Raw genomic sequence first — 15345 nt, 5'->3', positions numbered from 1 at the left:
GCTCTCAGAGGGCCTCTTCTCGTCGCCGAGCGACGGGGAGGGGCCCTTCTCGCGCGGGACGGGGACGCGCGACGACCAGCGACAGCAGGACGAGTGCGATGCCGAGAGCCTGAAGCGGGGCGAGGGACTCTCCGCCGACGAGCACCCCGAGCACGACCCCGGTCACCGGGTTGAGCAGCCCGATGATCCCGACGGTGCCCGCCGGCAGGTGGCGAAGCCCGGTGAACCAGCACACGAACGCCAGCGCGGTGGCGACGACGGCGATCCCCGCGTAGGCCGCGCCGCCGATCGCATCCACGCGCGGGGGCGGCCCCTCGACGATCGCCGCGGCGACCACGAGCGCGATCCCTCCGGCGATGAGCTGCCATGACGTCGTCGCGAGCAGCGGGGTGTCGTCGCGCCACCGGGTGGTGAGGATCGCCCCGAGCGACGACGCGAGCAGAGCGATGACGGATGCCGCGACCCCGGCGGGCGACACGGCGCCGGCCCCGAGCCCGACGACCAGCAGCACCCCCGCGATGCCGAGCACGGCCCCCGCCGCCCACCGCGGGGTCGGGCGCTGCGAGAGGATCGGCCACGCGATGCCCGCGAGGGCGAGTGGGGCCAGCGCCATGATCGACGCCGCGATCGAGGAGGGCAACAGCTGCGCGGCGAGGTAGACCAGCACGAAGAAGGCGCCGAAGTTCAACAGTCCCAGGACGGGTGCGCGCCACCACCACGAGCCGCGCGGTCGCCGTCGGGCCAGCGCCCACAGCAAAAGTCCGGCGGGCAGGGCGCGCAGGGCGGCGCCCCAGAGTGGGGCGTCGGGCGGGAGCAGGTGCCGCGTGACCACGTAGGTGGCACCCCACGCGATCGGGGCAACCGCGGTGATCGCGACGAGGCGCCATTTACCTTCCATGGAAGACAGTATAGTTTCCGCGGAAGGTATCATGGATGCCATGACCGACCACGTCGATGAACTCGTCGCGCAGTGGGCCGCTGAGCGCCCCGACGTCGACGCCTCGCCGATGCAGATCATCGGGCGCATGAGCCGGCTCGTCGACCGCCTCGAGGCCGAGCTGCTCGTCGTGTTCCGGCGCTACGGCCTGGGCGAGGGGGAGTTCGACATCCTCGCCGCGCTCCGTCGAAGCGGTGAGGCCTTCGCGTGCGCCCCCGGCGAGCTTGCGCGGCACACGATGGTGACCACCGGCGCGGTGACCAAGCGTGTCGACCGGCTCGTGGCATCCGGGCTCGTGTCGAGGAGCGCGAGCGACGACGACGGCCGCGGTCGGGTGGTGTCGCTCACTCCGGCGGGTCGGCGGGTCATCGACGAGGCGCTGGTCGCCCACGTCGAGAACGAGGAGCGCCTGCTGTCGGCGCTCCGTCCGGCCGACCGTCGTGTGCTGGAGGCGCTGCTGCGCAACTGGGGGTCTGCCCTCGGCGTGTAAGCGCTGAGGCTGCGCTGACGCTTCCGGTGCCGCCGCCGTGCCCGTGCCTTGTTTGCCCCCGTTCGTCGTGCGGCGCATGCTGCGGCGACCACGTGCGGCAAGTGACGCCCCGACGCCGTCGCGCCCGTGCCTGGTTTGCCCCTACTTGTCGTGCGGCGCGTGCTTGGGCGACGAAGTGCGGCAAGTGACGCCCCCGACGCCGTCGCGCCGGTACCTGGTTTGCCCCTACTTGTCGTGCGGCGCGTGCTCGGGCGACGAAGTGCGGCAAGTGAGGCTTCCCGACGCCGGCGCCCCCGGCGCCTCAGTTGCCCATGTTTGTCGCGTGGCGCGTGCTCAGGCGACGAATTGCGGCAACTCACGCACGTGGCTTCCGCTACGACAAGCCGCCCGTACGGGCGATCGCCTCGCATGGCGCATCCCGCGCGCGACTCACGCGCCCTTCAGCGCCTTCGCGATGCGCTGGATCGACACGGGTTCCGCCGTGCCGAGGCGCTGGGCGAAGAGGCTCACTCGCAGCTCCTCCAGTAGCCACCGCGTCTGCACGAGGTTCGCGGGAGCGTCGGCGGGCAGGGGGATGACGCCACCCGCCTCGGTGAACGCGGTCGCGGAGCGCTCGTACTCAGTCTGCCGCTGGCGGTCGCGGCCCGGGTTGTCCGAGAGCGTCTTCACCCGTTCGAGCGCACCGGCGAGGTAGCGGGGATAGTGCTGCAGGCGTGGGATGCCGGTGCGCGAGAGGAAACCGGGGAACAGCAGCCCCTTCACCTGGCCCCGCACGTCGTTGAGTGCTCCGAGGATCGTCATCGACGCGGCATCCTTCATCGCCCTCTCGACCTCGCGCTGCGCGAGCAGGATCTTCGCCGCGAGCGACACCGTCTGGAACGTGCGCTCCACCGAAACGGAAGAGAACGCGTCGCGCACCCGCTCGAAGTCCCCTCGGGTGCGCACGGCGCCGTCGCTCCCGAGGATGTCGTCGGCCAAGGCCACGCGCGCATCCTCGATCAGCGCCTTGGCGTTCTGGTACGGGGATGCCGCGAGCGCGAGCTTCTCGTTCGCGGTGAGGTGGTCGAGAACGTAGGTGGCGGGGGAGGGGACGGCCAGCAGCATCAGGCGACGGATGCCGGCCCGCGTGAGCCGCGCGGCGTCGTCGGGCGTCGCCTCGACGCGCAGAGCGACGCTGTCGCCCTCGTCGACGAGCGCCGGGTAGCCGCGTACGACGCCGCCGGCGACGGGGGTGTCGACGACCTCGGTGAGCTCGTCGAGGTCCCAGGTGGTGAGCTTCGTGCGCGAAGCGAACGCGGGGGAGGCCTGGGCGACCTTCGCGGCCCTCTGCGGGGGCCGAGAGATCGTCGACTCGACGCTGGAGCGCGCCCGGTCGGCCAGTCGTCGCTGCAGCGCACCGAGGTCGCGGTCGCTGCCGACCGCCCGGCCCCGGGCATCGACCGCTCGGAACGAGGGGAGGAGGTGCGCGGGAACGCGCTCGAGCTCGAAGTCAGCCGCGCTCACCCGCTGGTTCGCGACGCGCTGCACCAGGGCGGCGAGGGCGTCGACGAGCGTCGTTCTCGGGAGGCCGTTCGCGTGCTCGGGGCCCTTCTCGGCGAGTTCGGCCGAGAACTTCTCCGCCCAGTCGGCGGCCGGCACCACGTTGCGGCGGATGGTCTTCGGCAGGGCGCGAAGCAACGCGGTGACGAGCTCGTCGCGCATGCCGGGCACCTGCCAGTCGAAGCCGTCGGGGCGCAGCTGCGCGAGGAGGGGCAGCGGAACGACGACCGTGACGCCGTCGTCGGGGGCGCCCGGCTCGAAGCGATACGCGAGATTCAGGGTCTGATCGCCCTGTCGCCAGCGCGCGGGGAAGGCCCGATCGTCGCCCTGCGCCCGGTCTCCGGTGAGGTCGGACTCGCGCAGGTCGAGCAGGTGCGGCGTGCGGTTCGAGGCATCCTTCCACCAGGTCTCGAACGAGCGGATGTCGGTGACGTCGGCGGGAATCCGGGCGTTGTAGAACGCGAACACCGCTTCATCGCCGATGAGGATGTCGCGGCGGCGCTCGCGCTCCTCGATCTTCTCGAGCAGGCGGCGCTGCTCGACGTTGCGGCGGAGGAACGCCGTGAGGCGCTTGTCGAGGACCGAGGGGTCCCACTCGCCCTCGACGAGTGCGTGGCGGACGAACATCTCGCGGGCGAGAGGGCGGTCGAAGCGCGCGAGCTGGACGCGACGCCGGCCGACGAGCTCGACACCGAACAGTGTGACCTTCTCGTACGCGGCGGCGGAGCCGGCATCCTTCGACCAGTGCGGCTCGCTCAGCGAGCGCTTCACCAGGTCGGGGGCGAGTTCCTCCGCCCACGCCGGGTCGACGGCCGCGACCGTTCGCGCGAACAGGCGCGAGGTCTCGACCAGCTCGGCGGCCATAACGGCGGAGGGGCGCTTCTTCTTCAGCCCCGAGCCGGGGAAGATCGCGAACCGCGCGCCGCGGGCGCCGATGTACTCGCCCTTGACCGGACGGGCGTCTCCCGGAGCCTTGCGGTCCTTGGTCTGCGCCATTGCGCGGGGATCCAGGATGCCGACGTGCGACAGCAACCCGGACAGGATCGCGCGGTGGATGGCATCGCCGGCGGCGTGGCCTTCGGGTGCGCTGTCTGTCGACCCTCGTCCCACTTGTGGCGGTGCATGTCCCGAATTGTGCTGCTTCGAGCGCCCCGCACCGGCCATAAGTGGGACATGGTTCTTCGCGCCGCGCCCGGTAGCGCCGCGCCCACCAGCGCCGCGCCCGCCGTCGCTGGAGCCGGGGCGCTCGCCCGAGGCGCCCAGCGAGCGCAGCTGACGATGCACGTCGACCCATTCGCGCACGCGCACGTAATTGAGGTGCTCGCTCCGGCAGAGGCGTCGGAACGCGCTCGAACCGAGCTCCGCCTGCTTCTCCTGCAGGTACTCCCACAGGTTCAGCAGCGAGAGGAAGTCACTGGTCGGATCGGTGAACCGGGCGTGGAACCGGTCGGCCTCCTCGCGGCGATCCTCGGGGCGCTCGCGCACGTCCTGGATGGACATGCCCGAGACGATCGCGAGAACCTCGGCCGAGACGTCGTTCCGGCGCGCCTCGATGAGCATTCGCGCGAAGCGCGGGTCGATCGGCAGCCGCGCGATCTCGCGGCCGATCTCGGTGAGGCGGGGACCGTCTTCGCGCCCGCCACCGCGCGACGGGTCGCGATCGGGTCGGTCGTCGCGCGAGCGCGCCCCCGGTGCCGGCAGCTTCACGGCACCGAGCTCGACGAGCAGGTCGAACGCCGCCTTCACACCGCGCGAGTCGGGCGGGGTCAGGAACGGGAACGCCTGGATGTCGCCGAACCCGAGCGAGAGCATCTGCAGGATCACGGATGCCAGCGACGTGCGCAGGATCTCGGGTTCGGTGTACTCCGGTCGGCGCGTGAAATCGTCCTCGGAGTAGAGGCGGATCGCGACACCGGGCGACGTGCGCCCCGCGCGACCGGATCGCTGCTGCGCCGAGGCCTGGGACACGGCCTCGATCGGCAGTCGCTGGATCTTCGACCTGTTGCTGTACCGAGAGATGCGGGCTGTGCCGGTGTCGACGACATACCGGATGCCGGGGACGGTGAGACTCGTCTCGGCGACGTTGGTGGCGAGGATGACACGGCGGCGAACGCCCGCGACGGTGGAGCGCTCGAACACCCGGTGCTGCTCGGCGGCGGACAGACGCCCGTAGAGGGGCAGCACCTCGGTCGGCGCGGCATCCTTCTGATACGCCCCGCGGATGGCATCCGCCGCATCCCGGATCTCCGCCTCGCCCGGGAAGAACACGAGCACGTCGCCCGCGGGCTCCCGGTCGAGCTCGCGGAGCGCCGCCACGACGGCCCCGACCTCGTCGGCGTCGTCGCCGTCGCGCGTCGCGCGGGCCGAACTCCTGACTTTCTGCGGCGCTGCGACCCCGCGGCCACGGGATGTCGCGGCGTCGGAGCCGTCGGCATCCGGATCCTCAGGAGTTTCGCCCGCACCGTCGGCGCCATCCAGCGGCCGGTACCGGATCTCGACCGGATAGGTCCGCCCCGACACCTCGATCACGGGCGCCGGCACCGGCTCGCCGCCCGGCTCGGCGGGCGCGGCGGAGAAGTGCCGCGCGAAGCTCTCGGGGTCGATCGTCGCCGAGGTGACGATGACCTTGAGGTCGGGGCGCTTCGGCAGGATGCGCCGGAGGTATCCGAGCAGGAAGTCGATGTTGAGCGAACGCTCGTGCGCCTCGTCGACGATGATCGTGTCGTAGCGGCGCAAGAGCCGGTCGCGGTGGATCTCGTTGAGCAGGATGCCGTCGGTCACGAGCGCTACGCGGGTGTCGGCCGACACCTTGTCGGTGAAGCGCACCTTATAGCCGACGGTGGAGCCGAGGGGTACCTGCATCTCTTCGGCGATGCGCTCGGCGATCGTGCGCGCGGCGATGCGGCGGGGTTGCGTGTGCGCGATCGAGGTGCGGCCGAGCTCGAGGCAGATCTTCGGCAGCTGCGTGGTCTTGCCCGACCCGGTCGCGCCGGCGACGATCACGACCTGGTGGTCGCGGATGGCGCGCGCGATCTCGTCCCGCGCGGCGCTGACGGGCAGCTCGGGCGGGTAGACGATCACGGGTTCGACAGACACAGCCTTCTAGTTTATCGCGCGGTGGCGCCTCGGCGTCCGGCTCCGACCGTTCGCGTCAGCGCGTGAGTTGTCGCGATTGGTCGCGTCGGGCGGGGTGTGGCGCACATGTGCGGCAAGTCAGTGCGACGTTCGAGTGCCCGCGGAGCGTTCGTTTGCCGCGAGTGGCCGCGTCGCGTGGGGTGTGGCGCACATATGCGGCACGTCAATGTCGGACCGTGTGGGTTTCGCGAGCGGAGAGGGCGGCTTCGACCCGCGTGGATTGCCGCAATGTGTCGCTTCGGAGGGCGGAGGAGCGACGTTCTCCGTCAAATCACGCGAACGGGCGTCAGGGCATCGCGGCCTTCGCGGCCAGGATCCGGGTCACCGCCGCGTCCACCTTCGCGGCGAACGCGCTGTCGTTCTGCGCCTTCGACAGCACGGCCTGGTGCATCTCGGGGTAGACCGACGAATCGGCCGAGACGAGCAGCAGGTCGATCCCCGCCTCGACGGCGAGCGTCGCGCGGTCGGCGGGCGACCACGCCTGCACCTGTTGCGCCGCCGAGAGGTCGTCGGTGGTCACCACGCCGTCGAAGCCGACCGTGTTGCGAAGGACCCCGACCACCGTGGGCGAGAACGCGGCGGGCGCCGAGGAGTCGATCTTCTCGTAGATCGCGGTCGACAGCATGACCACCGCCGGTCCCTCCGGCAGCACCGTCGAGTACACGCCGACGTCGGCGCCGTCGGCCGTGACGAAGTCGTCCGTCACCCCGGCGGTCGTGTCGGTGTTGTCGCCCACGTGCCCGAGCCCGGGGAAGTGCTTGAAGGTGGGCAGCACCCCGCCGTCGCGCATCCCGGCGGCGAACGCCCCGGCCTTGGCTGCCACCGTCGCCCCGTCGTAGCCGTACTCGCGCTCGAGCTCGCCGATCGGCGGGTTGCTCTGCGCGGTCTCGGGGCTTGTGACGATGTCGGCCACGGGCGCGAGGTTCATGTTCACGCCGGCCTGCGCGAGCTGTCTGCCCCACGTCGCGGCATTGCTGCGCAGCGTCGCGTCGTCCTGCTGACCCTGGTCGACGGCGGAAGGGATCTCATCGAACCCGGGGCCGCTCAGCACCTGCACCTCGCCGCCCTCCTGGTCGGTGGCCACCCACAGCAACGGCTGACCCGTCGCCTGCGCCGAGGTGAATGTCGACACGAGCTGAGCGGTCGCCTGCGCGCCGGCATCCGATCTCCCGTGCAGGAAGATCCCGCCGATGTGATCGTCCGCGACCGCCGAGAGGGTGGTCTGGTCGGCTCCGTCGACGGACGTGCCCACCATGAACATCTGCCCGACCCTGTCGTCGAGGCTCATCCCCGCGAGCGGGTCGGTCGTGGGCGTCGGCGTGGGTGTCGGTGAGGGAGAGGGGGATGCCGTCGGACTCGGCGTCGGAGCAGGCTCGGGGACGCACCCGGTGAGCGCGAGCGCGGTGAGCACGAGAAGGGCGCAGGTCCGTGTGGCGGTTTTCACCCTCCGATGTTCTCGCACCGGGCGTCGGAACCTCGGACCCTTGCGCCGGGACTCGCCGCGCCTCCGCGCGGGCGGGCCTCAGCCGTGCCCCACCGAGCGCCGCACCTCGGCCCCGGCGCGACGCCGTCGTCGCGGTCGCGCGGGCCTCCGCCGCACCCACCGAGCGCCGCATCTCAGCCCCGGCGCGACGCCGTCGCCGCGGTCGGGCGGACCTCAGCCGTTCCCGCGCGAACAGGTCGCCTGGTCGGCCTTGCTCCCGCTGACGTTCCCCGGCAGTTCGACGACCTCGGGGCCGGGGGTGGCATCCGTCGCTCCGGGCGTCGGGGTCTCGGGCGCCGTGGGCTCGGCCGTGGGGGCCGAGGGGTCGAGCGTCACGCCCTCGTTCGCGCCGAGCTCACCGGTCAGCGCGATCGGGGCGTTGCGGGCGAGGGCATCCCACAGGACGGCGGCACCGTCGAGGTCGGGAACGACCTTGTCGCTGTCGTCGGGGTCCGGCAGCACCGGGTACTGCACGAAGGTCGTGTCGCTGAGCGGAACGTCCTTGAGGGTGTACGCCAGCTGCGCGATGCGGACGGGGTCGGCGAGGCTCTCGCTCGGGGTGACGTTGTTGACCGCGGTGTTCGCGAGCCCCAGCAGGGTTGCGGGGTTGGAGAGCACCTCTTCGCTGCGCACCTTGTTGAGCAGCCGCGAGAGGTACTGCTGCTGGTTGCCGATGCGGGCGAGGTCGCTGCCGTCGCCGATGCCCTTGCGCGTGCGCAGGAACGCCAGGGCGTCGTATCCCTGCACGACGCGCGGGCCGGGCTCCCAGTTGATCCCGGCGTCGTAGTCGTTGATGCCGTCTCCGCCGATGCACACCTCGACACCGCCGACGGCGTCGGTGATGTTCACGACGTTGCCGAAGCTCACCTTCGCGGCGAAGGGGATCTGCTGACCCGTGAGGTTCGACACCGTGCTGGCGACGCACGCGAGGCCGCCGGCCTCGTACGCCGTGTTGATCGACGCCTTCCACGCCCCGGACGACACCGAGCCGTCCTCGTTGGTGCACTCCGGGATCTCGAGCCGCAGGTCGCGCGGGAACGAGACGACGGTGGCGCGGCGCGGAGCCTCGGACACGTGCACGAGGAGGTTGACGTCGTTGCGGATGCCCTCGGCCTCGGGATCGCTGCAGCGTTCGCCGAAATCGTCCTTGACCTGGTCGTCGCACTCGTCGGTTCCGACGATGAGCACGTCGAACGCGCCCGCGTACTCGCTCAGCGACGGGGCTTGCGAGGGGGCGTCGGGGAGCGGCACCGCGGCCTCCTGCAGGCGCTGCGACAGCATCCAGGCGTAGACGCCGCCGACGGCGACCGCGGCGACGACGGCCACGGTGAGGCCGATGGCGAGCAGTTTCAGTCCTCGGCGCCAGCCCGAATCGGGGCGGCGGCGGGCGTGAGCGGCGGAGGGTTCGGGGGGCACGGCGTCAGTAAACCACGCCGCTCGCAAAGAACCCCGGACGTGCGCGACGGGGCGGCCGATGGCATCCGGCCGCCCCGCGCGTGCGTGTGGTGTTACTGACCGCCCTCGGTGAGGGTCACGTCGATCGGCGTGTAGTCACCGTCGACGGTGACGCCCTCGTCCTTCAGCTCGGACAGCGCCTTGTCGATGTACTCGTTCGAGTACGCGGAGTCGGCCGGCTCGGTCGTGATGAGGTTGAGGCCGTCCTGGTTGACCGCCTTCAGCGCGCCCTGGACCGTCTTGTCCCACGCGGCGGAGTCGATCGTGCCGAAGTCACCGCCGGTCCAGATGAGCTTGTTGACCTCGTTCATCTGCCACAGCTGGTGCACGGGTCCCACGGGGAACGCGTTCACACCGGGAGCCGTCGCGGCCTTGTAGGTGATGTCCGCCGCCTCGGTGGGGTTGTCGCGCGCGAAGACCCAGCCCTTCGTGACGGCCTTGAGGAAGCGCGTGGCGGCGTCGGCGTACGCGGGGTCGTCGGAGAGACGCTTCGTGTCGGCCCAGATCGCGTCCTGCAGCATGGCGCCGGCGGTGTCCTGGTACGAGATGACGTTGATGTCGTCCATCGTGTAGAGCTTGCCGGTGGCGGGGTTCACCGTCTCGAGCAGCTGCGCGAGCTCGTTGTACGTCATCGCCTGGGCGGCATCCACGTCCTTGTCGAGGAGCGCGTTCATCGAGAAGTCCTGCGTGGTGATCTTCACCGTCGAGGCGTCGAGGCCCTTGTCGGCCATGGCGGCGAAGATCTCCCACTCGTTGCCGAAGCCCCACGAGCCGATGCGCTTGCCCTCGAAGTCGTCGACCTTCGCGATGCCGGAGTCCTTCCACGACACCTGGGTCGTCCCGGACTTCTGGAACACCTGCGCGATGTCGGTGAGCTCGACGCCCTGGTTCTCCATCGTGCCGAGGACCTTGGGCACCCAGGCGACCGCGAAGTCCACGTCTCCGGCGACCAGCGCGTCCTGCGGCACGATGTCACCGCCCGAGGGGACGACGTCGACCTTGTCGAAACCCTCCTCCTGGAAGTAGCCCTTGTCGAGGGCGACGTAGTACCCCGCGAACTGCGCCTGGGGCAGCCACTGCAGCTGCAGCTTCACCGAGGTGAGCGGGGTGAAGTCGGCGTCGGATGCCGCGGGTGCGGAGCTGCCGCCGGAGCAGGCGGAGAGCGCGAGGGCGGCGACGCTGACGCCGGCGATCGCGCCGAGCGTGCGTCGGATGCTGTGTCTCATGGAAGGTCCTTCCGGTTCGGGTGGAGCGTGTGGCGGGTGGTGCAGGCTCTTTCGTCGCGGGGTGGATGCCGATCAGCCGCGCGCGCGTCCCGCACCGAGGCGGCGCGCGACGAGGCGTTCGAGCAGTGACGTGACGAGGAAGAAGACGAGGCCGATCACGATGCCTCCGCCCACGAACGCCCAGGCGAGGGAGGCGCGTCCGGACTTGGCGTAGGTGGCGATCGCCGTGCCGATGCCGTCGGCGGGTCCGCCGAAGTACTCGGCGACGAGGGCGGAGATGACGGCGAGGGATGCCGCGACCCGCACGCCCGTGACGAGGTACGGCAGGGCCGTCGGCAGCGTGAGACGCAGGAACGTCTGCCCTCCGCTGGCGGCGGTGGCGCGGAAGAAGTCGCGCTGGACCGGGCGGGTCTGGCGGAGTCCGCGGAGTGTGTTGACGAACACGGGAACGAACGCGGCGATCGCGGCGACGGCCTGTCGGCCGAACTGGCTCGACGCGCCGAACATCGTGTTGAAGATGGGGGTGAGCGCGACGATCGGCACGACGGCGAGGGCCGCGACCAGGGGCGCAGTCATGCCGTCGACGGGGCGCCAGGTGGCGGCGAGAGCGGCGAGCAGGATCGCGAGCAGGCTTCCCGCGACGAGTCCGACGAGGGCGTTGGTTCCGGTCACCCCCGCAGCCTCGGCGATGAGGCCGAATCGCTCGACGAACTCGGCGGCCACGGCGAACGGATCGGGCAGCATCCGCGGGGCGCTGCCCGAGGCGACGAACGCGTACCAGGCGGCGAGTCCCGCGATGCCGACGACGATCGGGGCGAGCAGGCGTGCCCAGCCGGGGAGGCGGACGGCGTTCATCGCTCGTTCGCCCGCTGCACGGGCGAGCCGTGGAGTGCTTCGCGCACCGCGGTGACGCGGGCGAAGTACTCGGGGGACTCGCGGAGGAGGTCGTCGCGGGCGCGGCCCGGGCGCGTGTCGACGATGTCGGTGATGCGTCCGGGGCGCGGGCTCATCACCACCACCCGGTCGGAGAGGAACACGGCCTCGGGGATCGAGTGGGTGACGAACACGACCGTCGCTCCGGTCTCGGCGGCGATCCGGGCGAGCTCGCTCTGCAGATGCTCGCGGGTCATCTCGTCGAGCGCGCCGAACGGCTCGTCCATCAGCAGCAGCTTCGGCGAGGCCGCGAGGGCGCGGGCGATCGCGACGCGCTGTTGCATGCCGCCGGACAGCTGGTCGGGGTATCGCCCGACGAAGTCGGTCAGACCCACGAGCTCGGCGAGCTCGGCGACGCGGGCGTCGCGGCGGCTGCGGGTCCACCGGTGCAGTTCGAGAGGCAGCGCGATGTTCGCCGCGACGGTACGCCAGGGGAGAAGACCCGCCTGCTGGAACGCGATGCCGTAGTCCTGGTCGAGCCTCGCCTGCCGAGCGGTCTTCCCCGCGAGGGTGAGCTCGCCGCTGGTTGCGGTGTCGAGGTCGGCGATGAGCCGGAGGAGCGTCGACTTGCCGCAGCCGGAGGGGCCGATGAGCGAGACGAACTCGCCCGCCGCGATGTCGAGGTCGACGTCGGTGAGGGCGGTCACCTCCCCGCCCGCGCTCGGGAAGACCTTTCCGAGCCCGCGGGCTCGAACAGCGGTGTCGGTGGTCATGCGGTGTCCTCCCCGCGACGGAAACGATGAAGGGCCACGCCGACCAGGGCGACGCCGCCGGCGGCGACGAGTCCCATCACGACGGTGCCGAAGGTGGGTGCCCAGGGCGCGGCGGGGTCGGAGGAGGCCTGCCCCGCGAGCTGGATGAGCATGCGGCCGATCCCGCCGCGCAGACCGATCGACACCTCGGCGACGACGGCACCGACGACGGCGGATGCCGCGGCCAGGCGGAGCGCGGGGAGCAGGTGCGGCACGGCGGCGGGAAGGCGCAGGTGCACGAGGGTCTGCCACCACCCGGCGGAGCTCGAACGCATGAGGTCGAGGTGGAGGGCGTCCGGGGCTTCCAGCCCGCGGAGCATGCCGACCGCGACGGGGAAGAACGCGAGGTACGACGCGATCAGCGCGACCGAGAACCATTGCGGCCAGGGGAAACCGGAGCGATCGATCTGCGTGCCGAGCGCGTTGACCACCGGCGCGAACGCGATGAGCGGCACGATCTGGCTCACGACGATCCAGGGCAGCAGTCCCGCCTCGACCAGGCGCCACCGCTGCATCGCGATCCCCAGCAGCGAGCCGACGACGACGCCGATCAGCCACCCCAGCGCGGCGAGGCCGAGGGTGGTTCCCGCGGCCTGGACCACCGACAGCAGCAGCGGCGGCGTGTCCCCTCCGCTGGTCGGCGCGAACATCCGCGCGATCATGTCCCACACGTGCGGCATGGCACGGTCGTGCGTGCGGGGGAGCAGGATGACGCCCGACCCGGCCGATCCGTCCCCGCCCACGGTCACGCCGTCCGCCGGCCCGAGGAACTTGTAGAGCTCCCAGAGGGCGATGACCGCCGCCACCCCGGCCGCACCCCAGCCGATCCGGGCCGCCGCGGTGCGTCCGCGTGCGGACGCTGCTCTCCCGACGATCGCGGTTTCGCCGGGCGTGACGACCTGATCGGTCACGGGGCGCTCACCGCTTCGCCGTGACGTGCTCGGACAGGGCCGGGATCACGGTCTCGCCGTACACCCGCATCGTCTCCTCCTTGTTGTCGTGCTGGAGGTAGCCGGCGAACTGCGTCACGCCGAGGGCGCGAAGCTTCTCGAGCTTGGCGATGTGCTCCTCGGCCGTCCCGAGCACGCAGAAGCGCTCGACGATCTCGTCGGGCACGAAGTCGACGTGGTCGTTGTCGCTCTTGCCGTGCGAGTTGTAGTCGTACCCGGTGCGCCCGGCGATGTAGTCGGTGAGGGCCGCGGGCACATCGGAGCCGTCGCCGTACTTCGCGACGATGTCGGCGACGTGGTTGCCGACCATGCCGCCGAACCATCGGCACTGCTCGATCATGTGCGCGCGCGACTCGGGGGTGTCGTCGCCGATGTACATCGGGGCGGCGACGCAGAACGCGATCTCGTCGGGGTCGCGGCCGACGTTCTCGGCGGCCTGGCGGACCGTCTTGATCATCCACTCGGCGATGTCGAGGTCGGCCAGCTGCAGGATGAAGCCGTCGCCGACCTCTCCGGTGAGCTTCAGCGCGAGAGGTCCGTAGGCGGCGACCCACACGTCGAGCTTCGACCCGCGGCTCCACGGGAATTGCAGGGTCGCGCCGTTGTACTCCACGGCCCGGGAGTTGCCGAGCTCGCGGATGACGTGGATCGACTCCCGCAGCGCCTTCAGCGTCGTGGGGCGCCCGTTCGTCACTCGCACTGCGGAGTCGCCGCGGCCGATGCCGCAGATCGTGCGGTTGCCGTACATCTCGTTGAGGGTCGCGAACGTGGATGCCGTGACCGTCCAGTCGCGGGTCGCCGGGTTCGTCACGAAGGGTCCGACGGTGACCCGTCGCGTGGCGGCGAGGATCGCCGAGTGCACGACGTACGGCTCCTCCCACAGCAGGTGCGAGTCGAAGGTCCAGACATGGCTGAAGCCGTGCGCCTCGGCGAGCTGCGAGAGCTGGATCGTGCGGGCAGCGGGCGGGTTGGTCTGGAGGACGACGCCGAAATCCATGGGTTCTCCTCTCAGACCAGGTACTGGCTCAGGCCGCGCTTGACGAAGCGCCCGTCGCCCTTGGCGCCGATGTACGCGCCGTCGTCGACGACGACCTTGCCGCGCGAGATGACGGTGTCGACGTGCCCGTCGATCTCGTAGCCCTCCCACGCGGAGTGGTCCATGTTCATGTGGTGGGTCTTGCCCACGCCGATGGACGTGTGCCCGGCCGGGTCGTAGACGACGATGTCGGCATCCGCTCCCGGGGCGATCACGCCCTTCTTGCCGTACATGCCGAACATGCGCGCCGGCGTCGTGCTGGTCAACTCCACCCATCGCTCGAGGCTGATCTGACCGGTGACGACGCCCTGGTACATGAGGTCCATGCGGTGTTCGACCGAGCCGATGCCGTTGGGGATCGCGCGGAAGTCGCCCTGCCCGAGGGTCTTCTGGTCCTTCATGCAGAACGGGCAGTGGTCGGTGGAGACCATCTGGATGTCATTGGTGCGCAGCGCCTGCCACATGTGGTGCTGGTGCCCCTCGTGCTTCGAACGCAGGGGAGTGGAGCACACCCACTTGGCGCCCTCGAAGTCGCCCCAGTCCTCGCTCGAGGCGCCGAGCTGGTCTTCGAGAGAGAGGTACAGGTACTGCGGGCAGGTCTCACCGAACACGTTCTGTCCGTTGTCGCGCGCCCACGCGAGCTGCTCCACCGCCTGCTTCGCGCTCACGTGCACGACGTACAGCGGCGCGCCGGTGAGGTTCGAGAGCATGATCGCGCGGTGCGTGGCCTCCTCTTCCATCTGCCACGCGCGCGCGACGCCGTGGAAGTACGGCGAGGTCTTGCCCTTCTCGATCAGCTGCTCGGCGAGCACGTCGATGACGGGCCCGTTCTCCGCGTGCATCATCGTGAGCAGCCCCGTGTCGGCGGCGACCTGCATCGCCCGGAGGATCTGCGCGTCGTCCGCGTAGAAGACACCCGGGTACGCCATGAACATCTTGAAGCTCGAGATGCCCTCGTCGATCAAGCCGGGAAGAGCGGCCAGGGAGTCGGCATCCACCCCTCCGACGATCTGGTGGAAGCCGTAGTCGATCGCGCAGTTCCCCGCGGCGAGCTCGTGCCAGTGTGCGAGACCGTCCTGCACGCGCTCGCCGGCGCGCTGCACCGCGAAGTCGACGATCGTCGTCGTGCCGCCCCAGGCTGCGGCGCGGGTGCCGGTCTCGAACGTGTCCGAGGCGCTCGTGCCGCCGAACGGCAGCTGCATGTGGGTGTGCGCGTCGATGCCGCCCGGGATGACGTACTTCCCGGTCGCGTCGATGACGGTGTCGACGGATGCCGTGAGGTCATGGCCGAGCAGGGTGGAGCCGGGGGCGAGGACGGCGGCGATCGTCTCGCCGTCCAGCAGCACGTCGGCGGCGCTCCGGCCGGTCGCCGAGACGACCGTGCCGCCCGAGATGAGGGTGGTGCCCAT

At 70.9% G+C, this 15345-nt stretch carries 11 protein-coding genes; 1 reads left to right on the top strand and 10 read right to left on the bottom strand.

Annotated elements, in window-relative coordinates; genetic code table 11:
- Positions 1 to 4 precede the first annotated feature (4 nt).
- Positions 5 to 898, bottom strand: a complete 894-nt coding sequence (locus AB0O24_RS01320; protein ID WP_363371970.1) for an EamA family transporter — start codon at positions 896 to 898, stop codon at positions 5 to 7.
- 40 nt (positions 899 to 938) lie between these two features.
- On the opposite strand from AB0O24_RS01320, the gene AB0O24_RS01315 reads away from it, so the two are divergent.
- Positions 939 to 1427, top strand: a complete 489-nt coding sequence (locus AB0O24_RS01315) for a MarR family transcriptional regulator (RefSeq protein WP_363371967.1) — start codon at positions 939 to 941, stop codon at positions 1425 to 1427.
- A gap of 429 nt (positions 1428 to 1856) precedes the next feature.
- Here AB0O24_RS01315 and hrpA read toward each other — a convergent pair whose 3' ends face one another.
- The 9 genes from hrpA to hydA form a co-directional block, all read right to left on the bottom strand.
- Positions 1857 to 6062 carry an ATP-dependent RNA helicase HrpA gene (hrpA, locus tag AB0O24_RS01310; RefSeq protein WP_363371964.1) on the bottom strand — a complete coding sequence of 1402 codons (4206 nt, stop codon included), beginning with the start codon at positions 6060 to 6062 and terminating at the stop codon, positions 1857 to 1859.
- Positions 6063 to 6387: 325 nt separating this feature from the next.
- Entirely contained in the window at positions 6388 to 7545 is a 1158-nt protein-coding gene (locus tag AB0O24_RS01305; RefSeq protein ID WP_363371962.1) for a glycoside hydrolase family 3 N-terminal domain-containing protein, read from the bottom strand.
- 213 nt (positions 7546 to 7758) lie between these two features.
- Positions 7759 to 9000 (bottom strand): LCP family protein, encoded by a 1242-nt coding sequence (locus tag AB0O24_RS01300; protein ID WP_275799772.1) that lies wholly within the window; start codon positions 8998 to 9000, stop codon positions 7759 to 7761.
- A 92-nt stretch (positions 9001 to 9092) separates the two neighbouring features.
- Positions 9093 to 10265 (bottom strand): ABC transporter substrate-binding protein, encoded by a 1173-nt coding sequence (locus AB0O24_RS01295; protein ID WP_275799773.1) that lies wholly within the window; start codon positions 10263 to 10265, stop codon positions 9093 to 9095.
- A 72-nt stretch (positions 10266 to 10337) separates the two neighbouring features.
- Positions 10338 to 11120 carry an ABC transporter permease subunit gene (locus AB0O24_RS01290; RefSeq protein WP_275799774.1) on the bottom strand — a complete coding sequence of 261 codons (783 nt, stop codon included), beginning with the start codon at positions 11118 to 11120 and terminating at the stop codon, positions 10338 to 10340.
- Positions 11117 to 11911, bottom strand: coding sequence for an ABC transporter ATP-binding protein (locus AB0O24_RS01285; protein ID WP_363371958.1), 795 nt, complete (start codon positions 11909 to 11911; stop codon positions 11117 to 11119). Before AB0O24_RS01285 ends, AB0O24_RS01290 begins: the two co-directional genes overlap by 4 nt.
- Positions 11908 to 12861: an ABC transporter permease subunit gene (locus tag AB0O24_RS01280; RefSeq protein WP_307385719.1), complete on the bottom strand. Its 954-nt coding sequence runs from the start codon at positions 12859 to 12861 to the stop codon at positions 11908 to 11910. Before AB0O24_RS01280 ends, AB0O24_RS01285 begins: the two co-directional genes overlap by 4 nt.
- 7 nt (positions 12862 to 12868) lie before the next feature.
- Positions 12869 to 13897: a TIGR03842 family LLM class F420-dependent oxidoreductase gene (locus tag AB0O24_RS01275; protein ID WP_275799777.1), complete on the bottom strand. Its 1029-nt coding sequence runs from the start codon at positions 13895 to 13897 to the stop codon at positions 12869 to 12871.
- Between the two features lie 11 nt (positions 13898 to 13908).
- Positions 13909 to 15345, bottom strand: coding sequence for a dihydropyrimidinase (hydA, locus tag AB0O24_RS01270; protein WP_363371954.1), 1437 nt, complete (start codon positions 15343 to 15345; stop codon positions 13909 to 13911).

This window comes from Microbacterium sp. NPDC086615, from assembly GCF_040686055.1.
Lineage (GTDB): Bacteria > Actinomycetota > Actinomycetes > Actinomycetales > Microbacteriaceae > Microbacterium.
This window is presented reverse-complemented; position numbering and strand designations above follow the sequence as displayed.

Coding starts and splice junctions, on each gene's coding strand:
- AB0O24_RS01315 (WP_363371967.1), top strand. CDS start 939: ATGACCGACCACGTCGATGAACTCGTCGCGCAGTGGGCCGCTGAGCGC.
- AB0O24_RS01285 (WP_363371958.1), bottom strand. CDS start 11,911: ATGACCACCGACACCGCTGTTCGAGCCCGCGGGCTCGGAAAGGTCTTC.
- AB0O24_RS01295 (WP_275799773.1), bottom strand. CDS start 10,265: ATGAGACACAGCATCCGACGCACGCTCGGCGCGATCGCCGGCGTCAGC.
- hydA (WP_363371954.1), bottom strand. CDS start 15,345: ATGGGCACCACCCTCATCTCGGGCGGCACGGTCGTCTCGGCGACCGGC.
- AB0O24_RS01275 (WP_275799777.1), bottom strand. CDS start 13,897: ATGGATTTCGGCGTCGTCCTCCAGACCAACCCGCCCGCTGCCCGCACG.
- AB0O24_RS01290 (WP_275799774.1), bottom strand. CDS start 11,120: ATGAACGCCGTCCGCCTCCCCGGCTGGGCACGCCTGCTCGCCCCGATC.
- AB0O24_RS01320 (WP_363371970.1), bottom strand. CDS start 898: ATGGAAGGTAAATGGCGCCTCGTCGCGATCACCGCGGTTGCCCCGATC.